Source organism: Rhizobium sp. CIAT894 (genome assembly GCF_000172795.2).
Lineage (GTDB): Bacteria > Pseudomonadota > Alphaproteobacteria > Rhizobiales > Rhizobiaceae > Rhizobium.
In genome coordinates this window covers 3,190,140-3,209,118 of the sequence record NZ_CP020947.1, presented here as the reverse complement: position 1 = coordinate 3,209,118, position 18,979 = coordinate 3,190,140, and the positions used below count along the sequence as shown (strand labels likewise).

Annotated in this window: 18 protein-coding genes; 4 read left to right on the top strand and 14 right to left on the bottom strand. The window is 61.4% G+C overall.

The window, feature by feature from the left end:
- The first annotated feature begins 6 nt into the window (after positions 1 to 6).
- Positions 7 to 1,428, top strand: coding sequence for a ribosome biogenesis GTPase Der (gene der, locus RHEC894_RS15925; protein ID WP_085737994.1), 1,422 nt, complete (start codon positions 7 to 9; stop codon positions 1,426 to 1,428).
- Between the two features lie 242 nt (positions 1,429 to 1,670).
- On the opposite strand, the gene RHEC894_RS15920 is transcribed toward der, so the two are convergent.
- Positions 1,671 to 2,108, bottom strand: a complete 438-nt coding sequence (locus RHEC894_RS15920; RefSeq protein WP_085737993.1) for a MarR family transcriptional regulator — start codon at positions 2,106 to 2,108, stop codon at positions 1,671 to 1,673.
- A gap of 160 nt (positions 2,109 to 2,268) precedes the next feature.
- Here RHEC894_RS15920 and RHEC894_RS15915 point away from each other — a divergent pair, with 160 nt between their 5' ends.
- Positions 2,269 to 3,282 carry an alpha/beta hydrolase gene (locus RHEC894_RS15915; protein ID WP_085737992.1) on the top strand — a complete coding sequence of 338 codons (1,014 nt, stop codon included), beginning with the start codon at positions 2,269 to 2,271 and terminating at the stop codon, positions 3,280 to 3,282.
- Between the two features lie 6 nt (positions 3,283 to 3,288).
- Here RHEC894_RS15915 and RHEC894_RS15910 read toward each other — a convergent pair whose 3' ends face one another.
- Together RHEC894_RS15910 and RHEC894_RS15905 are read right to left on the bottom strand one after the other, a co-directional pair.
- Positions 3,289 to 4,470, bottom strand: coding sequence for a glycosyltransferase family 1 protein (locus RHEC894_RS15910; RefSeq protein WP_085737991.1), 1,182 nt, complete (start codon positions 4,468 to 4,470; stop codon positions 3,289 to 3,291).
- Positions 4,471 to 4,709: 239 nt separating this feature from the next.
- On the bottom strand, positions 4,710 to 5,750 hold the full coding sequence (locus tag RHEC894_RS15905) for a glutamine synthetase beta-grasp domain-containing protein (RefSeq protein WP_085737990.1): 1,041 nt from the start codon (positions 5,748 to 5,750) through the stop codon (positions 4,710 to 4,712).
- Between the two features lie 431 nt (positions 5,751 to 6,181).
- Here RHEC894_RS15905 and gstI point away from each other — a divergent pair, with 431 nt between their 5' ends.
- Complete coding sequence (gene gstI / locus RHEC894_RS15900) at positions 6,182 to 6,373, top strand: glutamine synthetase translation inhibitor GstI (protein WP_010068489.1); 192 nt, start codon at positions 6,182 to 6,184, stop codon at positions 6,371 to 6,373.
- A gap of 81 nt (positions 6,374 to 6,454) precedes the next feature.
- On the opposite strand, the gene RHEC894_RS15895 is transcribed toward gstI, so the two are convergent.
- From RHEC894_RS15895 to RHEC894_RS15865, 7 genes are all read right to left on the bottom strand, one after another.
- Complete coding sequence (locus RHEC894_RS15895) at positions 6,455 to 7,375, bottom strand: sugar kinase (RefSeq protein ID WP_085737989.1); 921 nt, start codon at positions 7,373 to 7,375, stop codon at positions 6,455 to 6,457.
- 171 nt (positions 7,376 to 7,546) lie between these two features.
- On the bottom strand, positions 7,547 to 7,888 hold the full coding sequence (locus RHEC894_RS15890; RefSeq protein WP_085739012.1) for a hypothetical protein: 342 nt from the start codon (positions 7,886 to 7,888) through the stop codon (positions 7,547 to 7,549).
- A 111-nt stretch (positions 7,889 to 7,999) separates the two neighbouring features.
- Positions 8,000 to 8,986, bottom strand: a complete 987-nt coding sequence (locus tag RHEC894_RS15885; protein WP_085737988.1) for an oligopeptide/dipeptide ABC transporter ATP-binding protein — start codon at positions 8,984 to 8,986, stop codon at positions 8,000 to 8,002.
- Positions 8,979 to 9,980: an ABC transporter ATP-binding protein gene (locus RHEC894_RS15880; RefSeq protein ID WP_085737987.1), complete on the bottom strand. Its 1,002-nt coding sequence runs from the start codon at positions 9,978 to 9,980 to the stop codon at positions 8,979 to 8,981. The genes RHEC894_RS15885 and RHEC894_RS15880 overlap by 8 nt, the downstream gene beginning before the upstream one ends.
- Position 9,981: 1 nt before the next feature.
- Complete coding sequence (locus tag RHEC894_RS15875) at positions 9,982 to 10,899, bottom strand: ABC transporter permease subunit (RefSeq protein WP_085737986.1); 918 nt, start codon at positions 10,897 to 10,899, stop codon at positions 9,982 to 9,984.
- The gene (locus RHEC894_RS15870; RefSeq protein WP_085737985.1) at positions 10,896 to 11,819 is read right to left on the bottom strand and encodes an ABC transporter permease subunit; all 924 of its coding nucleotides are present in this window, start codon (positions 11,817 to 11,819) and stop codon (positions 10,896 to 10,898) included. The genes RHEC894_RS15875 and RHEC894_RS15870 overlap by 4 nt, the downstream gene beginning before the upstream one ends.
- A 48-nt stretch (positions 11,820 to 11,867) precedes the next feature.
- On the bottom strand, positions 11,868 to 13,448 hold the full coding sequence (locus tag RHEC894_RS15865; protein ID WP_085737984.1) for a peptide ABC transporter substrate-binding protein: 1,581 nt from the start codon (positions 13,446 to 13,448) through the stop codon (positions 11,868 to 11,870).
- 284 nt (positions 13,449 to 13,732) lie between these two features.
- Between RHEC894_RS15865 and RHEC894_RS15860 the strand changes: the two genes are divergently transcribed.
- Entirely contained in the window at positions 13,733 to 15,379 is a 1,647-nt protein-coding gene (locus RHEC894_RS15860; RefSeq protein ID WP_085737983.1) for an alpha-glucosidase family protein, read from the top strand.
- A gap of 3 nt (positions 15,380 to 15,382) precedes the next feature.
- Here RHEC894_RS15860 and RHEC894_RS15855 read toward each other — a convergent pair whose 3' ends face one another.
- From RHEC894_RS15855 to RHEC894_RS15840, 4 genes are all read right to left on the bottom strand, one after another.
- Entirely contained in the window at positions 15,383 to 15,637 is a 255-nt protein-coding gene (locus RHEC894_RS15855; RefSeq protein WP_010067551.1) for a hypothetical protein, read from the bottom strand.
- The gene (locus tag RHEC894_RS15850) at positions 15,634 to 15,834 is read right to left on the bottom strand and encodes a hypothetical protein (protein ID WP_010067552.1); all 201 of its coding nucleotides are present in this window, start codon (positions 15,832 to 15,834) and stop codon (positions 15,634 to 15,636) included. The genes RHEC894_RS15855 and RHEC894_RS15850 overlap by 4 nt, the downstream gene beginning before the upstream one ends.
- Before the next feature lie 58 nt (positions 15,835 to 15,892).
- Positions 15,893 to 17,590 (bottom strand): adenine deaminase, encoded by a 1,698-nt coding sequence (gene ade, locus RHEC894_RS15845; protein WP_085737982.1) that lies wholly within the window; start codon positions 17,588 to 17,590, stop codon positions 15,893 to 15,895.
- A gap of 116 nt (positions 17,591 to 17,706) precedes the next feature.
- Positions 17,707 to 18,810: a branched-chain amino acid ABC transporter substrate-binding protein gene (locus tag RHEC894_RS15840; protein WP_010068297.1), complete on the bottom strand. Its 1,104-nt coding sequence runs from the start codon at positions 18,808 to 18,810 to the stop codon at positions 17,707 to 17,709.
- Positions 18,811 to 18,979 lie beyond the last annotated feature (169 nt).

Sequence of the window (18,979 nt, the reverse complement as noted above, 5' to 3'; positions counted from 1 at the left end):
AAAAGAATGAGTTTCACGGTCGCGATCGTCGGTCGTCCGAATGTCGGCAAGTCAACGCTTTTCAACCGGCTTGTGGGAAAGAAGCTGGCGCTTGTCGACGACACGCCTGGCGTGACGCGTGACCGCCGGCCGGGCGATGCGCGGCTGATGGGTCTGACCTTCACGATCATCGACACGGCCGGCCTCGAAGAGGCCGACGAGGAAAGCCTGCAGGGCCGTATGCGCGCGCAGACCGAAGCGGCGATTGACGAGGCCGATCTTTCGCTCTTCGTCGTCGACGCCAAGAACGGGCTGACGCCTGTCGATACCGCGCTTGCAGAAATGCTGCGCCGGCGCGGCAAGCCGGTGGTGCTCGTCGCCAACAAGTCCGAAGCGCGCGGCTCGGACAGCGGTTTTTACGACGCCTATACGCTCGGCCTCGGCGAGCCGACGCCGATCTCGGCCGAACACGGGCAAGGCATGCTTGATCTGCGCGATGCGATCGTCGAGGCGATCGGCAAGGACCGGGCCTATGCCAAGGAGGATGTTGCGGTCACCGACGTCGATATCCCCCACGCGGCTGATGAGGGTGAGGACGAGGACGAAGAGCCCGCCTATGACGACACAAAACCGCTCCGGGTGGCGATCGTCGGCCGGCCGAATGCAGGCAAGTCGACGCTGATCAACCGCTTCCTCGGCGAGGACCGGCTGCTGACCGGGCCGGAGGCCGGTATCACACGCGATTCCATCTCGGTCGAATGGGATTGGCGCGGCCGCACCATCAAAATGTTCGACACCGCAGGCATGCGCCGCAAGGCGCGGGTGACCGAGAAGCTGGAGAAGCTTTCCGTCGCCGACGCGCTGCGCGCCATCCGCTTCGCCGAAACCGTCGTCATCGTCTTCGATGCGACGATCCCCTTCGAGAAGCAGGACCTGCAGATCGTCGACCTGGTGCTGCGCGAGGGCCGCGCGGCGGTTCTGGCGTTCAACAAGTGGGACATGATCGAAGACCGGCAGGCGGTGCTTGCGGATCTGCGCGAAAAGACCGACCGGCTGCTGCCGCAGGCACGCGGCATCCGCGCCGTGCCGATCTCCGGCCAGACCGGTTGGGGTCTCGACAAGCTGATGCAGTCGATCATCGACACGGACAGGGTCTGGAACAAGCGCATCTCGACCGCGCGGCTCAACCGCTGGCTGGAGACGCAACAGATCCAGCATCCGCCACCGGCCGTGTCCGGTCGCCGCATCAAGCTGAAATATATGACGCAGGTCAAGGCCCGTCCGCCGGCCTTCATGATCTCCTGCACCCGCTCGGACGCGCTGCCGGAATCCTATACGCGTTACCTGATCAACGGGTTGCGCGCCGATTTCGACATGCCGAGCGTGCCGATCCGCATTCATTTCCGCTCGGCCGATAATCCGTTCGAAGGCAAGAAGAGGCGGACCTAGGGTTCTTGGGGGCGCCAGTTGGCGTTTGCGGAATATCCGTTCGCGTCGTGCTTAGGGTTACCCCCCTCTGCCCTGCCGGGCATCTCCCCCACAAGGAGGAGATCGACTCGCGGATAGTATCTCCCCAAACAATTGATGTTGGAGTGAGCGGGTCCGCCCATCCGATCTCCCCACCTGTGGGGGAGATGCCCGGCAGGGCAGAGGGGGGCGCCTCAGGCACGACCTATCTCGATCGTCTTGAACTAAGCCACGCTTTCATTCAACGCTTCGCGAAGCGTCACGATCTCGGCCTGGAGCCGGGTGAGATCCACCGCATCGCGGCCGCTCGCTTCCACGATGCAGCCGGGAATGCCGATCGCCTTTTCCTTCAGGCGAATACCCGCCTCGCTTAAGCGGATGACGACGACGCGTTCGTCCTCTCGGCTGCGCTCGCGCCTGATATAGCCTGCGCTTTCCAGGCGTTTGAGCAGCGGAGTCAGCGTGCTCGATTCCAGGAAGAGCTTTTCGCCGAGGCCGCCCACCGTCTGGCCGTCCTCACCCCACAGCGCGACCATGGCGAGATATTGCGGGTAGGTAAGGCCAAGCGTGTCGAGAAGCGGCTTGTAGACGCGGTTCAAAGCGTGGCTTGCCGTGTAGACGGCGAAGCAGATGAAATCGTCGAGCTTCAGCTGATCCTGCATGGTCACCTCCAAAATTGATCGAGTTTATATCGCGCGATAAATAATTGGAAGCGATTTTTATGCATGGCAGATATGTGACAATTTTAATTGTTCGATAAATAATCGTGCACGATATAAATTGCCGTGGCCGCAACGGACACCGAAATGAGAGGATAAGACAATGTCGACCATCAAGACCGCAGTTTCCGCGGCAGCACTGCTCGCAGCTTCCGCCATCGGCGCGCTTGCCGATCCGGTACTGGAACCGACAACGCAGAAGTTCATCGACGGGCTTGCCGGCGGCAAGCCGATCTACACGTTGTCGCCGGCCGATGCCCGCAATGTTCTGGCCGGCGCGCAGAAGGGCGGCGTCAAGAAGCTTGCCGCGCAGGAAGAGAATAAGGTCATCAAGGCAGGCCCGACGGATAACATCAAGCTGCGCATCGTCCGCCCCGAACACGCCAAGGGCACGCTGCCGGTCATTCTCTATTTCCACGGCGGCGGCTGGGTGCTCGGCGATGCCGACACGCATGACCGGCTGGTGCGCGAGATCGCCAATGGCGCCGATGCCGCCGTCGTCTTCGTCGACTACGAACGCTCGCCTGAAGCCCGCTATCCCGTGGCTATCGAGCAGGCCTATGCCGCGACCAAATATGTCGCCGAGCATGCCAAGGAATTCAATGTCGATGCCAGCAGGCTGGCGGTCGCCGGCGACAGCGTCGGCGGCAATATGGCGGCCGTGGTGACGCTGCTTGCCAAGGAGCGCGGCGGTCCTGCCATCGACCAGCAGGTGCTGTTCTACCCCGTCACCGACGCCAATTTCGACAACGGTTCCTATAATGAGTTCGCCAACGGCCCTTGGCTGACCAAGGAGGCGATGAAGTGGTTCTGGAACGCCTACCTGCCCGATGAGGCCAAGCGCAAGGAGCCGACGGCTTCGCCGCTGCAGGCCTCGCTTGAGCAGCTCAACGGCCTGCCGGCGGCTCTCATCATCACCGATGAAAACGACGTGCTGCGCGACGAGGGCGAAGCCTATGGCCGCAAACTCAGCCAGGCCGGCGTCAAGGTCACGTCGATCCGCTACAACGGTACGATCCACGACTTCGTGCTGCTGAATGCGATTGCCGAAACGCCTGCCGCGCGCAGTGCAATTGCCGTCGCCAACGATACGCTGCGCAACGCCCTGCACAAATAGGGTCGATCAATCTCCGGATGGGAGAGGCCCGGCGGTTTCGCCGGGCTTTCTGCTTCTTGGAAGCGACTTGGCAAATTGCCAGGCTTTCTTCCATTTCGGCGTGATCACGCCGTTTGCGGCGCGGATGTTGTTGATGAATTGCAGCGTCGCCGCTTCCCAGGAGTATTGCATGGCGAGCGCATGCGCCTTCTCGCGTGAAGCGGAGAGGGCGGCGAGGCAGGCGGCGCGCAGGTCCATGTCGAGCGCGCCGACCTCGCTGTCTTCGCCGATGATGTCGAGTGGGCCGGTCACCGGATAGGCGGCGACCGGTACGCCCGATGCCAGTGCTTCGAGGATGGTGTTGCCGAAAGTGTCGGTGAGCGAGGGAAAGACGAAGACGTCGGCCTGGGCATAGGCCTGCGCCAGTTCCTCGCCGAACTTCACACCGGCGAAGAAGACTTGGGGATATTGCTTTTCGAGTTCGGCACGCGCCGGGCCGTCGCCGACAACGACCTTCGAGCCGGGCAGATCGAGATCGAGGAAGGCCGGCAGGTTCTTCTCGAGCGCCACGCGGCCGACGGTCATGAAGATCGGGCGCGGCAAGCCGAAGGGTTTTTCTTCGAGCGCCATCGGGCGGAACTGCGTGGCGTCGATGCCGCGGCTCCAGGGCATGAGATTGCGGATGCCCTTTTCCGACAGTTCGCGCGCAAGGCTCGGTGTCGCCACCATGCATCCGGCACCACCATTGTGGAACCAGCGGACGAAGGAATAGAGCCAGCTCTTCGGGATCGGCAGGCGGGCCGCGACATATTCCGGGAAGCGGGTATGGTAGCTCGTCGAAAACGGCATACGGTTCTTCAGGCACCAGCGGCGGGCGGTCAGCCCGAGCGGCCCTTCGGTGGCGATATGCACGTAGGAGGGATTGTGCTTTTCGATCTCGCGGGCAATGCGGCGATAACCGGCGATCGACAGGCGGATCTCGGGATAAGTCGGGCAGGGGATGCTGTTGAAGCGCTCCGGCGTTACCATCGACACCTCGACGCCCATCTTTGCCAACTCGCGATTGGTGTTCTCGATCGAACGCACCACGCCATTGACCTGCGGATGCCAGGCGTCGGTGACGATGACCAGCCTTTCCGGCAGATTTCCGGCGGCTGTGGCATTGGCCCAGCTCTCGCCGCTATAAGTGTTTGCCGGACGTTGCAGCATCTCGCGATTTCCATCCGCGTTGCAGTGATCTGTCAACGCTCAACCCCAAAGCGGGGTTCCGGAACGGCGATTCCCGCTTGCCTATTTTGAGGCATGACCATGATGGAAATATTACAGCCGCATGCCAGCGTTTGCTGGGCATTCAGCGGCTCGATCGCCGCGAATATGTCAGCGGCCGATCCCAGTTTTCAGGCAGAAAGAATAGCGGCGCCGGTCGGGGACCGGCGCCGCTTGGGAGGTTAGGCGGCAGCGGAAGCGGAACCGGCGAGCGGAACTTCCGAGATCGTCTTCAGAACCTGGGAAGCGATCTGGTAGGGGCAGCCCTGCGAGTTCGGGCGGCGATCTTCCAGATAGCCCTTGTAGTCGTTCTTGACGAAGGAATGCGGTACGCGGATCGAGGCGCCACGGTCGGCAACGCCGTAGGAGAACTTGTTCCACGGAGCCGTTTCGTGCTTGCCGGTCAGGCGCTTGTCGTTGTCAGGGCCGTAGACGTTGATGTGGTCCATCAGGTTCTTTTCGAACTGGGCCATCAGCGCCTCGAAATAGGCCTTGCCGCCGACTTCGCGCATGTACTTGGTCGAGAAGTTGCAATGCATGCCCGAACCGTTCCAGTCGGTGTCGCCGAGCGGCTTGCAGTGATACTCGATGTCGATGCCGTATTTTTCGGTCAGGCGCTGCAGCAGATAACGCGCCATCCAGATCTGGTCGGCGGCCTTCTTGGAGCCCTTGCCGAAAATCTGAAATTCCCACTGGCCCTTGGCCACTTCGGCATTGATGCCTTCGTGGTTGATGCCGGCAGCAAGGCAGAGATCGAGATGCTCTTCGACGATTTCGCGGGCGACGTCGCCAACGTTCGAATAGCCGACGCCGGTGTAGTAGGGGCCCTGCGGAGCCGGATAGCCCTGCTCGGGGAAGCCGAGCGGACGGCCGTTCTGGTAGAAGAAATATTCCTGCTCGAAGCCAAACCATGCATCTTCGTCGTCGAGGATGGTGGCGCGAGCATTCGATGCGTGCGGCGTGACGCCATCGGGCATCATGACTTCGCACATGACGAGTGCGCCGTTGGTACGGGCCGGATCGGGATAGATGGCGACGGGCTTCAGCACGCAATCGGAGCTCCGGCCTTCGGCCTGCTGCGTCGACGAGCCGTCAAAGCCCCAGAGCGGAAGCTGTTCCAGCGTCGGGAATGCGTCGAATTCCTTGATCTGCGTCTTGCCGCGCAGGTTCGGGACCGGAGTGTAACCATCGAGCCAAATATACTCGAGCTTAAATTTTGTCATCGTGACTCTCTCAATGCTACGAAGGTGAGCAAATCCGGAGACGATCTCGGCGCATGCACGCATCCGACCGCCAGGGGATGCACCTATTAATGCATGTAGCGTGCCAGTTTGATGCCCGGTTAAGGAAAAATCCCGAATCAGCCGGTTGGCGCCTGTGTTTTTCTGTCTTTGAAAACGGCCTTCGGCACGGCCGAGGGCTGATTCATCAAGAAGAAAGGAGATTTTCCGCTTTGGAACGGGATGAAAATTTGGGCGTTAGCTTAAACTGATGAAGTGTTGAACAAATAGGCGGACGCTTCTCGAGTAGACAGCATATCGATCAATCATATCTATATCGACGCACATAATTTGTGCAATTTGCATAAACTATGTGCATTGTGCTATGGTTTCGGTGCTGAATGTTGATGCGAGAGCTGAATGGAGGCGATCTCATGCCCACGGGTTTCCATCGTGAATCCGCAACGATCTACCAGTTTCCCGTCAAGCCGACGCGGGCCGCGAACCGGTTCGAACGCGCCCGGCTGATGGAACGCGAGGCCGCGGAGGTGTGCGATGCGGCGCTCGATAGCTGCTGGTATCATGACGAGGCGGTTCGCGGGCCGGATCGGCCGACGAAGTCCTGATTTTTCAGTCCCCTCAACCGCGGCGAAATGTCGACCGGCGAGAGAGTTTTGCGCGCAGTCGGACTGTCGTCATGCGCGGGCTCAGCCGGCCCTCAATCCAAGCTTTTCCTTTGCTACCAACGCGCCGTGTTCACTGACGACGCGGGCTGCAACGGCTGCGGCAAAGCCGGCGGCGGAGGTTGCTTGTCCGGTTTCAAGGTAGTGTGCGAGGAAGGCGCCGTTGAAACTATCGCCGGCACTTGTCGTATCAACCACCTTCTCCACCTTTTCGGCCGGAACGAAGGTCTCATCGCCGGAGAAATTCAATCGGACGCCGTCTGCGCCGTTCTTGACAACGATGTCGACGGCGCCGAGTGCACGGTAGCGCTGGATCGTCGCCTCGATGGAGGCGTCACCGAAATGGGCGGCCTCGTCGTCGAAGCTCGGCATGACGAGTACGGAGGAGCGGGCGCCTTCGCTGATCGTCGCGTGCATCACGTCGTAGCTCGCCCAGAGGCGGGGACGGATGTTCGGGTCGAACACCACGAGCTTGCCGGCGGCCTTGGCACGGCGGACTTCGGCCAGCAGCGTCGCGGCGTCTTCCTGCGGAAGAATGGCAAGGGTGATGCCGGAGAAATAGACGACGTCGGCGCTCTCGACCGCCTCGCGCAGGTGGTCGGGATCGGCGGCGAGGCTGCGGGCGGCCGAATTGTCGCGCCAGTAGCTGAACGAGCGCTCGCCGTCCTTCAGGCTGATCATATAGAGGCCGGGCGTCTTGCCCCTGATGCGACGGATGAGGCTCGTGCCGATGCCTGCCTTGTCGATAAAGGCCACCATCTCATCCGACATGGCGTCGTCGCCAAGCGCAGTGAAATAATCGACCGACCAGTCGGGGCCAAGGCAGGCACGGGCATACCAGGCGGTGTTGAAGGTATCGCCGGCAAAACCCTTGCGCAGCAGGCCGTCGCCCGCCTGCGAGAGTTCCACCATGCATTCACCGATCGATAGAAACCGTCTGCTCACCTGATCCTCCCGGCATCGGAGCGCCGCTGATCAACAGGACGCTCTATCGCTTTGAATTGACGCTTCATCCGCTGATACGCGGAGCCGGGCGGGGTGACAAGCGCCGATGTAACGCGAAATGAAAAGCCCGCCTTCGCAGATAAAGCGAAGGCGCGCTCTGGAGAAGAATGTCTATTCGTGGATGGTGTAGCTGCCGAGCTGGCAAAGATCCTGCGTGTCTTCGGTGGTGTCGAGATCCGAATCTTCGTCGAATTCGAAGCGCATGTCGTATTTGCAGACGGTGCGGCCATCGGCGATGGTGATGTTCGCGCTTTCGCCCGGATTGAGAACATTCTCGCCGAAGACGTCTTGTTCCCAGCTGTCGACGCCCGCCGGCGAGCTGTAGAAGCGGGTCAGCACGGAATTGGTTCCGTTGGTGAGCTGGAACTTCAGATCTTCGGCGTGCGACGGCACGGCGGAGGCAGCGATAATCGCGGCCGCAACCGCGATCAATCCGGATAGTTTCGATTTCATATATGCGTTCCCCAGGCCCATGATCAGGCCGATAAGGGTTAACATGCCCTCGGATAAATCTTTCTTATCAGGGGTTTTATACCCCAAAATAGGTCCGCTTCCGGGTTCTGGTCAGGGCCTGTCCATATGATAGCAGGCAGCCTTCTGGCCGGGGCGGACTTCCTCGGTCGGCGGCATTTCGGTGCGACAGATATCGGTCGCCTTCCAGCAGCGGGGAGAGAAGACGCAGCCTTTCGGCGGGTTGAGCGGCGAGGGTGGATCGCCCTGCAGGCGGATGCGGGTGCGCAGGCGTGCGAGCTTCGGATCCGGGATCGGCGCTGCGGAAAAGAGCGCCTGGGTATAGGGATGAGCGGGATGATCGAAGACGGTGGCGCAGTCGCCCGATTCCACCACACGGCCGAGATAGAGCACCAGTACATCGTCCGAGATCAGGCGCACGACGGAAAGGTCGTGGCTGATGAAGATCAGCGTCAGGCCGAATTCCTTGCGCAGCTTGCGCAGGAGCGTGATCACCTGGCCCTGGATCGAGACATCGAGGGCCGAAACCGGCTCGTCGCAGATGATCAGCTTCGGCCTGGTGACGACTGCGCGGGCAATGCCGATACGCTGCGCCTGGCCGCCGGAGAATTCGTGCGGGTAGCGGTTGATCATCTCCGGAACCAGGCCGACGGCGCTCATGATCTCGCGTACACGCTCGGTGCGCGCGGCCTTCGAAAGTTTGGGCTCGAAGACGGTGAGCGGCTCGGCGATGATGTCGCCGACAGTCATGCGCGGGTCGAGCGAGGCGATCGGATCCTGGAAGATGATCTGCATATCGCGGCGCGCCGCGCGCATTTCCTCCTCCGTGAGGTCGAGCAGGTTGCGGCCCTGCCAGAGGATACGGCCCTTCTGCGATTTCAGGAGCCGCAGGATGGAGCGGCCGAGGGTGGATTTGCCGCAGCCGGATTCGCCGACGACGCCGAGCGTGCGACCTTCGGCGAGATCGAAGCTGACATTGTTGACGGCGGTGAGGAAGACCGGCGGCTTGAACAAGCCCTTCGCCGGCAGTTCGAACTGGGTCGTCAGGTTCTCGACCCTCAGAAGCGATCGGTCAGCCATGGTTCAGCAACTCCTCACGACGCGGAAAGGGGTGATAACAGGCGGCGCAGTGGCGCGGCGCCAGGGTTTCGAGCGGCGGTGGACGGTCGATGCAATCGTCCTGGACCTGCGAACAGCGCGGCGAGAAATTGCAGCCCTTCGGCAGGTGCTGCAGGTTCGGCGGGCGCCCGGGGATGACGACGAGGTCGTCGACATCCTGGTCCGGCCGCGGGATCGAGGCATGCAGCGCCGCGGTATAAGGGTGGGCAGGATTGTCGAAAAGTTCGTCGACGGGCGCCTCCTCGACGATGCGGCCGGCATACATGACGGCAACGCGGTCGGCGAGGCCGGCGACCACACCGAGATCGTGGGTGATCATGATGAGCGCCGTGTTCATTTCTGCCGTCAGGTCGTTGAAGAGATCGAGGATCTGCGCCTGGATGGTGACGTCGAGGGCGGTCGTCGGCTCGTCGGCGATCAGGAGCTTCGGCTTGGTGAGCAGCGCCATGGCGATGACGATGCGCTGGCGCATGCCGCCGGAGAGTTCATGCGGATAGAGGTGGAAGCGCCGCGTGGGATCGGGGATACCGACACGCTTCAGCATGTCGAGGGCGGCGTCGGAGGCGGCGCGCGCCGTCAGGCCGCGGTGAACTTCAAGCTGTTCCGTCAGTTGCCGGGAAATCTTCAGCGACGGGTTCAGCGCGGTCATCGGATCCTGGAAGACCATCGCCATATCCTTGCCGCGGATCTGGTCCAGCTCGCGCGGTTTCAGCGACAGCACGTCTTTGTCCTCGAGCAGCGCCTGTCCTGTCGTCCGGCCGTTCTTGGCAAGCAGGCCCATAATGCCGAGGAAGGTCTGGCTCTTGCCGGAGCCGGATTCGCCGACAATGGCGATGCGCTCGCCGCGCCGGACGGTGAGGTTCATGTTCGAGACCGCCTTCACTTCGCCATCCGGCGTCGCGAAGGTGATCGAGTAGTCCTTGAGTTCGAGAAGGATGTCTTTTTCTTGGAGCATTCTATCGATCCTTCGGGTCGAACGCGTCGCGCAGGCCGTCGCCGATGAAGAGCAGGCTGAGCAGCAGCGCCACCAGGAAGCTTGCCGGGAAGATCAGCAGCCAGGGCATGCTTTCCATGGCGTCGGTCCCTTCGGCGATCAGCGTGCCGAGCGAGGTCAGCGGTTCCTGCACGCCGAAGCCGAGATAGGAGAGGAAGCTTTCGGTGGCGATGATTTCGGGCACGGTCAGCGCTGCGAAGATGACGACGGGGCCGACGAGGTTCGGGATGATGTGCTTGACGATGATCTTGAACGGCCGTTGCCCGGATGCGCGGGCCGCCTCGATGAATTCGCGATGTTTGATCGACAGCGTCTGGCCGCGCACGATGCGGGCCATGGTCAGCCATTCCAGCGCGCCGATCGCGGCAAAGAGCAGGTAGACGTTGCGGCCGAAGATCACCATCAGCAGGATGACGAAGAGGATATAGGGAAGCGCATACATGATGTCGACGAAGCGCATCATGATCGCATCCAGCCTGCCGCCGATATAGCCCGATATCGCGCCGTAGAGCACGCCGATGACGACGGAGACGACGGTTGCCGTCAGCGCCACGGCAAGCGAGACGCGGGTGCCGTAGAGTACCCGGGCGAGAAGGTCGCGGCCGTTCGGGTCCGTGCCGAAGTAATGGCCGGTTTCGATCGAGGGCGAGATGCGGAAGGCCGCCCAATCCGGGTCCTCGTAGTTGAAGGGAATGAACCACGGGCCGAGGAAGGCGGCGAGGATCAGGAGCCCCAGGACGGCGATCGAGAGCACGGCGGCCTTGTTGCGCGCCAGGCGGCGCAGCGCATCCCTGGTCAGCGAACGGCCTTCGGGGGCGAGGCCCTCCGCCTCCAGAAGCTCCTGGGCGAGCAGTTCGCGTTTTGCGGGGTTGAGGATCATCGGTTTCTCACTTTCGGATCGAGCCACGCATAGGCGATATCGACGAGAAGGTTCAGGAACACGATCAGCACCATGTAGAAGATGACCGTACCGAGAACCATGCCGTAATCACGGTTCAACGCCGCATTGACGAAGTAGCGGCCGATGCCGGGCAATCCGAAGATGCTCTCGACGACCAGCGAGCCGGTGAGAAGGTAGCTTGCCGCCGGTCCGAGATAGGAGACGACAGGCATCAGCGCAGGTTTCAGCGCGTGGCGCATCACCGTCAGCCGCGGGCCGATGCCCTTGGCCTTGGCGGTACGAATGAAGTTCTGGTTCATCACCTCGATCATCGAGCCGCGAGTGATACGCGAGATGCGACCGGCATGCGGCAGGGCCAGAACGACGATCGGCAGGATCAGGTATTTGATCGAGCCGTCACCCCAGCCGCCCACCGGAAACCAGCCGAGGTGGATGCCGAAGATCAGCTGCAGGATCGGTGCGATCAGGAAATTCGGCAGCACGACGCCGACCAGGATGAGGCTGCCCAGAATGTAGTCCGGCGTCTTGTTCTGGTAGAGCGCCCCAAGACAGCCGACGGCCACGCCGACGATGATGGCAATCAGGAAGGCTGCGGTGCCGATGGTGAAAGTATAGGGCAGACCGATCATGATCTGCTGGGCGACGGTGAAATCCTCACTGGCGAAGGAGGGGCCGAGATCGCCCCGTAGCAGATCGCCGACATAAATCAGGTACTGCTGGATCAGCGGCTTATCGAGGTTGTAGTGGACCGCGAGGTTTTTCAGGATCACCGGCGGCAATGGCCTTTCGCCATCGAACGGGCCGCCGGGGGCAAGGCGCAAAACGAAAAAACAGGCTGTGACGGCGATCCACAGAACGGGGATCGTCGATAGCAGGCGACGGAGGGCGTATTTGATCATGATCGTGGGCCGGTCCTTTCCGCAGGGCGCGGAAAGGACCGTTTTCCCTTACTCTTTCATCGACAGCCAGCGGGTGCGGTGGATGTCCTGAATGTTGTCGACGAAGCCTTCGATCTTCGGCGAAACGACGTTCTTCGAAACATAGTAGTAGATCGGCAGGGCGGCAGAATCATCCAACGCCAACTGCTCGGCCTTCTTGAACATTGCAGCGCGCTTGGTGAGGTCCGTCTCGGCGTTGCCGTCCTTGATCAGCTTGTCGTACTCGGGATTAGACCAGCGGCCGTAGTTCATCTGGACGCCTGTCACCAGCAGGTTCAGGAAATTATCCGGATCATTGTAATCGGCGAGCCAGCCGGCGCGGCCGATCTGTACTTCGCCGCGCTGCAACTGATCATAGTGCACTTTGGTCTCGGCATTGACGAGTTCGACATTGACGCCGAGCGGCTTCCACATGGAGGCGATCGCTACGGCGATGCGTTTATGGTTGTCGTTGGTGTTGTACTTGAGTTCGGCAGTCAGTGGATGATCCGGGCCGAAACCGGCTTCCTTCAGCAGCTTTTTGGCTTCTTCGACCTTGTCCTTATAGGGAAGATCTTTCCAGGAAACGTAGGCCGGCTCGCCGTAGTTTGCCGTGCCCGGCGGAACCCAGGAATAGGCCGGCAGTTCGCCGGTGCCGAGAATCTGCGGGCCGATGACTTCGCGGTTGATCGCCATGGAGAGAGCCTGGCGCACGCGCTTGTCGGCGAAGGGCGGCTTGGTCGAATTGATGACGTAGTAGTAGAGGCCGGAGAAGGGAGCGACATGCGCCTGGCCAGGCAGGTTCTTTTTCATCCACTCGTACTGGTCTGTCGGGAAGTCGGTCAGGATGTCGAATTCACCGGCGCGGTAGCGTTTCAGCGCGGCTTCCTGGTCTTCGAGCACGAAGAATTTGGCGCCGTCGATCTTCAGGTCCTTGGCGCCGTACCACTGATCGTTCTTGACCGTCGTGACATGGGAGCCCGGAACCCATTCGACCGGCTTATAGGGGCCATTGGTGACGATATTGCCGATCTTGACCCAATCCTGCCCCTTCGCCTCGACGACATGTTTGGGCAGCGGATAGGCGGTGTAATGCATCAGGGCATTGAGAAAATAAGGGGTCGGGTTTTCGAGGGTGATCTCCAGCGTCTTGTCGTCGATCGCCTTGACGCCGAGCTGATTGAGATCGGTGATTTCACCCTTGTTGATCTTTTCGGCGTTCTTGATGGTGAACTGCAGATAGGCATAGTCGGCGGCGTTTTTCGGGTCGACGAGGCGCTGGAAGGCGAAGACGAAGTCTCCTGCCGTTACCGGCTGGCCATCGGACCACTTGATGCCGTCGCGAAGCTTGAAGGTGTAGACTTTGCCGTCCGGTGAAATCGTCCAGCTTTCGGCCTGGCCGGGGATCGGATTGTCCTTGGCGTCTTCGGTGACGAGGCCTTCGAAGATGTCGCCGGCGATGCGGTTTTCCCAGTCGCCCGAAAGTTTCTGCGGATCGAGCGACTGCGGGTCGCCACCATTGTGAATGTTGAGCGTGGCCGCATGGGCTGAAAACGCCAGCAATGTGCCAAGCATTGCGGAGGCGAGAAATTTTTTCGTGAACTGGTTCATCGTGGGTCCACCTTTCTAGGCTTTGCGCCTTTATTAGACATCTGTTCCCGGCATTTGACCTCTTACGTGCAGGTCAGTGCGCACCTTATCGCAAAGGAATCGCGTTGCAACCCCAAATCCGGCGGCTGGAAACGGGTTGTGGACAAGCCTATATACGTCTCCCCCTTGTCGGATCGCGACGACCTGTTGCGACATCGGCGGCACTTTCATAACGGCTTGATGTGGTTGTCTTTTGTTTCGTCCGCTTTAGTGTGGCGAGCACAAACAAGCGGGAGACGTAACCGATGGCATTGCAGACGGGCGGGAATGCGGACTGGTGGCGCGGCGCGGTGATCTATCAGGTCTATCCGCGCTCGTTTCAGGACACGAACAGCGACGGTCTCGGCGACCTCAAGGGCATCACCCGCCGGCTGCCGCATATCGCCAGCCTCGGCGTCGATGCGATCTGGCTCTCGCCCTTCTTCAAATCGCCGATGGCGGACATGGGTTATGACGTTTCCGATTATTGCGACGTCGACCCTATCTTCGGCACGCTTGCCGATTTCGACGAGATGATGGCCGAGGCGCACAGGCTCGGCATCAAGGTCGTCATCGACCAGGTCATCTCGCATACATCGGACCGGCATCCCTGGTTTGTCGAGAGCCGGGCGAGCCGCACCAACCCCAAGGCGGACTGGTATGTCTGGGCCGATCCGAAACCGGATGGGACTGCGCCGAACAACTGGCTGTCGATCTTCGGCGGCCCGGGCTGGGAGTGGGACGGCGTGCGCCGGCAATATTACCAGCACAATTTCCTCACCTCGCAGCCGGACCTCAATTTCCACAGCAGCCAGGTGCAGGATGCGGTGCTGGAGACGGTAAAGTTCTGGCTCGACCGCGGCGTCGACGGCTTCCGGCTGGATACGGTCAATTATTATTTCTGCGACAAGCAACTCAGAAGCAATCCGCCGCACGAGCCCGATACGGATGACGGCGGCCTCGATGCGCCCGATACCAACCCCTACGGCATGCAGAACCATCTCTACGACAAGACCCAGCCGGAGAATATCGGCTTCCTCAAGCGCTTCCGGGCACTGCTCGATCAATATGAGGACCGCACGACCGTCGGCGAAGTCGGAGACGGCGCGCGCTCGCTGAAGACGGTGGCGGCCTATACGGGCGGCGATGACAAACTGCACATGTGCTACACCTTCGATCTGCTGGGGCCGGAATTCACCGCCCCGCATATTCGCGGCTGCGTCGAGGCTTTTCAGAAAGCCGTCACGGACGGCTGGGTCTGCTGGGCTTTCTCCAATCACGACGTCATGCGCCATGTCAGCCGTTTCGCGCTGACCGAGGAGGAGCGGCCCGTCATCGCCAAGCTCGCGATCTCGGTGCTTGCGGCGCTGCGCGGCTCGATCTGCCTCTATCAGGGCGAAGAGCTCGGCCTGCCGGAGGCGGAACTTGCCTTCGAGGATCTGCGCGACCCCTACGGCATCCGCTTCTGGCCGGCCTTCAAGGGCCGTGACGGATGCCGCACGCCGATGCCGTGGGAAGCCGGGAAGGCGCATGCGGGCTTTACCTCTGCCGAAAAGAGCTGGCTGCCGGTGCCTTATGAGCAGGCAGCCCTTTCCGTCGATACGCAGGAGGCGAGCGACAGCTCCGTGCTGCAGCACTATCGCAGGACGCTCGCCTTCCGAAAAAACCACCCTGCGCTGGTCGACGGCGAGATGACTTTCATCGGCACCAACCAGGACCTGCTCGCCTTCACTCGCGAGAAGGGCGGAGAAAAGCTGCTCTTCGTTTTCAACCTGACTCGCAAGCCGGCGGAATTCCGCCTGCCGGAGGGCATGGTGCTGGGCGAGTCGCTGGAGATGCCGGGCTTTGAAGCGGCGTCAGCTTCGGGGCTGGTGAAGCTTGCCGCGCTGGATGGGTTCTGTGCGCGGATTTGAGGATTATTTCAGCAACTTGTCGTAATCCGCATGGGAGCCGATCCAAAACCAGATGACGTCGTCGCCATCCCTGATGGCTAAAGCTCTCCAGGACGTGCCAACGCGCGCCGACCAAAAGCGGCCGACGCGCTTGAAGTGCAGGGATGGATGTCTGGGATCTTGTTTGAGCAGATCGAAATTTTCGTCGGCCAGCTTCCGCATCTGCTCAGGCAAGCCGTCATAGGCCTCCCAGAAGGAGGGAGTTGCATGGTGTTTCAAAGCGGTCTTGTCTTTCCGGCACGAAAATCCGCCAAGGCCTTCTCCGCGAAACGATCGAGCTTGCCGCTCGCGGCGTCCGCTTCCATCTGTCGATTCCAGCGTTCGGCCTGAAGGGCTTCAAACCACGTGGAAAAGGCTTCGAACTCCTGCTTGTCGAGTTCGGTCACCGATCTTTCAATCTGTTCCAGCTTGGTCATGATTTGCTCCAGCGATATCGCAAAATAGGCGCTGGCGCGGAATTTGCCAAGGATTCCATCACCCGATCAGCGCGAACTTGTCCACATCAACCATGCCGCGGTCGGATATCTTCAGGTGCGGGATAACCGGCAGCGGCAGGAAGGCCAACTGGAGGAAGGGTTCTTCCAGCGTGGCGCCGAGTGCGAAAGCGGCCTTGCGCAGATGGTGCAGCGTATCGCGGACCGTCTCGTAGGGCTCGAGGCTCATCAGGCCGGCAATGGGCAGGGCGATTTCGCCGGTGACCTTGCCGTCCTCGACGACGACAAAGCCGCCCTTGATCTCGCCGAGGCGGTTTGCGGCGCGCGCCATGTCGTCCTCGTCGACGCCGACGACGCAGATATTGTGGCTGTCATGGCCGACGGTAGAGGCGATCGCGCCCTTCTTCAGGCCGAAGCCTTGGACGAAGCCGTTGGCGTGGTTGCCGTTCTTGCCGTGGCGCTCGATGACGGCAACCTTGATGATGTCGTTGGCAAGGTCGACCGAAGTCTCGTTGCCCTTGACGGGAAGGCGATAGCGGCGATGCTCGGTGATGATCTTGCCGGGCATGACGCCGATGACCGATGTTTCGCCCTCCCTGGCCGGCACGCCGAAATGAGCGGCGTTGACGGGCCGGGCCTTGACGCTGTCGAGGCCGATCGGGGCAACCGGCCTGCGCGTGGAAAAGAGCGCGTCGGTGACACGGCGGCCAGCGGAGAAGACCATATCGGCGCGGCAGTCTTCCAGACTGTCGAGAACCACGAGATCGGCGCGCCAGCCCGGCGCCACCAGGCCGCGGTCCCGGAGTCCTAAAGCACGGGCGGCCGAGATCGAGGCGGCGCGATAGATCGCCAGCGGCTCGACGCCGTTGGCGATCGCCGTGCGGATCATATGATCGAGATGGCCCTGTTCGGCGATATCGAGCGGATTGCGGTCGTCGGTGCAGAGAGCGAGGTAGGGGGAAAGCCGCTCGGTGATGATCGGGATCAGCGCGGCGAGGTCCTTGGACACCGAACCCTCGCGCACCAGGATATGCATGCCCTTGCGGATCTTTTCCAGTGCTTCGGCTGCGGTCGTGCATTCGTGCTCGGTGCGGATGCCGGCCGAGAGATAACCGTTGAGATCCTTGCCGGAGAGAAGCGGCGCGTGCCCGTCGATATGGCCGCCCTCGAAGGCGTCGAGCTTGGCCATGCAGACGGGATCCTTGTGGATTACGCCGGGGAAATTCATGAATTCGGCAAGGCCGATGACCTTCGGATGATGGCGGTAGGGCAGCAGACGCTCGATCGGCAAGTCGGCGCCTGAGGTTTCGAGATGCGTCGCCGGTACGCAGGAGGAGAGCTGGACGCGGATGTCCATGATCGTTTCCAGGGCGGATTCGAGAAAGAATTCGATGCCGGCGGCTCCGAGCACATTGGCGATTTCATGCGGATCGCAGATCGCGGTGGTGACGCCATAGGGCAGGACGCAGCGATCGAATTCATGCGGCGTCACCAGCGAGGATTCGATGTGCAGATGCGTGTCGATGAAGCCGGGAACGACTATTTTGCCCGATATGTCGATCTCAGTCTCGCCCTCGTAATCACCCGAGGTGCCGACGATGCGGTCGGCGCCGATGGCGATGTCGGAGCGGACGACTTCGCCGGTGACGAGATCGAAGAAGCTGCCGCCCTTCAGCACGATATCGGCAGGCACGCGGCCCACACCCTGGTCGATGAGACGTTCGAGTCTGTTGGTCATGGCACCGCTCACATTGCAACCGATTCCGGAACTTATAACCGATCTGCGGCAACATGCGATGCCACAAACGAAACCGGGCGCCATATGGCGCCCGGTCGCAGTCTCTATACTTTGACTTATTCCGCAGCGACGATCTTGCCGCCTTCCCACTTGTAGAGCGAGAAGCTCTGCGAAGTCAGGTCGCCGGTTTCGCCGTAGGTGACCTTGCCGATAGCGGTCGGGATTTCCTTGCCGTCTTTCAGCGCAGCCGCGACGGCTTCCGCGTCCTCGGCGCTGCCGGCCTTCTCGATGCCGGCTTTCAGCACTTCGACAGCAGCATAGGCGTTGAGCGTGAAGGCTTCGGCCGGGATGTTCTTGGCGGCGAGCGCATCGGAGGCAGCCTTGGAATCCGGGTTCTTGGTGGCGTCTGATGCGTTGGTGAACAGCGTGCCGGCCGCCGCATCCGTGCCGATCGCCCAGAATTCGGTATTGGAAAGGCCGTCGCCGCCGATGATCGTTGCGTTGGCGGCGAGGTCATGCAGCTGCCGGGCGAGCAGGCCGCCTTCCGGGTGGTATCCGCCGAAATAGACGACGTCGACCTTCTCGGACTTGATGCGGGTGGTGAGCGCGCTGAAATCCTTGTCGCCGGGGGTGATCGCGTCATTGACGACTTCGGTGATGCCGCCCGCGTTCAGCGTCGCCTTGAAGGCGTCGGCGAGGCCCTTGCCATAGGCGCCCTTGTCGTTGACGATGGCGACGCGTTTGTCCTTGAAATTTTTCAGCACGTATTTGGCGGCGACTTCGGCCTGCTGGTCGTCGCGGCCGCAGGTGCGCAGCACGTTGGTGAGGCCGCGCTTGGTGAGATCGGGGGCCGTGGCGGTCGGGGTGACCATCAATACGCCGTTTTCAGCCAGAACGTCCGAAACCGGGATGGCAACGCCTGATGTGACCGGGCCGACGACGAAGCGGATGCCGTCGCCGACGACCTTGTTGGCGGCGGAAACGCCCTGCTTCGGCTCGCCGGCATCGTCGGCCAATTCGAGGACGACCTTCTCGCCGAGAATCCCGCCCTTCTTGTTGATCTCGTCGACGGCGGCCTGGGCGCCGTTCTTCACCTGGTCGCCATAGGCGGCGACGGGGCCGGTCAGCGGCGCGATCAGGCCGATGGTGATATCGGCATGGGCGAGCGGCGCAAAGGCGAGCGACGCGACCAGGGTCGCCGTCAATGTCTTGAGGGTCATAGTCTGTCTCCTTGGATGGGGTCCTTCGACCCGCGATGAGGTGCCGCGCCGGATTTTCCGATCATTCAACAGCCCTTCGGGCTGTGCCAAGGACGATCGACAAGGGCGCGATCAGCGAACCTGCCGGCCATGTTTGACTCGGCGGAGGCTCATGACAGGATTTCTAAGA

Bases quoted from the DNA above. Each gene is read 5' to 3' on its own strand.
- der (WP_085737994.1), top strand. From the start codon at position 7: ATGAGTTTCACGGTCGCGATCGTCGGTCGTCCGAATGTCGGCAAGTCA.
- RHEC894_RS15920 (WP_085737993.1), bottom strand. From the start codon at position 2,108: ATGCAGGATCAGCTGAAGCTCGACGATTTCATCTGCTTCGCCGTCTAC.
- RHEC894_RS15915 (WP_085737992.1), top strand. From the start codon at position 2,269: ATGTCGACCATCAAGACCGCAGTTTCCGCGGCAGCACTGCTCGCAGCT.
- RHEC894_RS15910 (WP_085737991.1), bottom strand. From the start codon at position 4,470: ATGCTGCAACGTCCGGCAAACACTTATAGCGGCGAGAGCTGGGCCAAT.
- RHEC894_RS15905 (WP_085737990.1), bottom strand. From the start codon at position 5,750: ATGACAAAATTTAAGCTCGAGTATATTTGGCTCGATGGTTACACTCCG.
- gstI (WP_010068489.1), top strand. From the start codon at position 6,182: ATGCCCACGGGTTTCCATCGTGAATCCGCAACGATCTACCAGTTTCCC.
- RHEC894_RS15890 (WP_085739012.1), bottom strand. From the start codon at position 7,888: ATGAAATCGAAACTATCCGGATTGATCGCGGTTGCGGCCGCGATTATC.
- RHEC894_RS15885 (WP_085737988.1), bottom strand. From the start codon at position 8,986: ATGGCTGACCGATCGCTTCTGAGGGTCGAGAACCTGACGACCCAGTTC.
- RHEC894_RS15880 (WP_085737987.1), bottom strand. From the start codon at position 9,980: ATGCTCCAAGAAAAAGACATCCTTCTCGAACTCAAGGACTACTCGATC.
- RHEC894_RS15875 (WP_085737986.1), bottom strand. From the start codon at position 10,899: ATGATCCTCAACCCCGCAAAACGCGAACTGCTCGCCCAGGAGCTTCTG.
- RHEC894_RS15870 (WP_085737985.1), bottom strand. From the start codon at position 11,819: ATGATCAAATACGCCCTCCGTCGCCTGCTATCGACGATCCCCGTTCTG.
- RHEC894_RS15865 (WP_085737984.1), bottom strand. From the start codon at position 13,448: ATGAACCAGTTCACGAAAAAATTTCTCGCCTCCGCAATGCTTGGCACA.
- RHEC894_RS15860 (WP_085737983.1), top strand. From the start codon at position 13,733: ATGGCATTGCAGACGGGCGGGAATGCGGACTGGTGGCGCGGCGCGGTG.
- RHEC894_RS15850 (WP_010067552.1), bottom strand. From the start codon at position 15,834: ATGACCAAGCTGGAACAGATTGAAAGATCGGTGACCGAACTCGACAAG.
- ade (WP_085737982.1), bottom strand. From the start codon at position 17,590: ATGACCAACAGACTCGAACGTCTCATCGACCAGGGTGTGGGCCGCGTG.
- RHEC894_RS15840 (WP_010068297.1), bottom strand. From the start codon at position 18,810: ATGACCCTCAAGACATTGACGGCGACCCTGGTCGCGTCGCTCGCCTTT.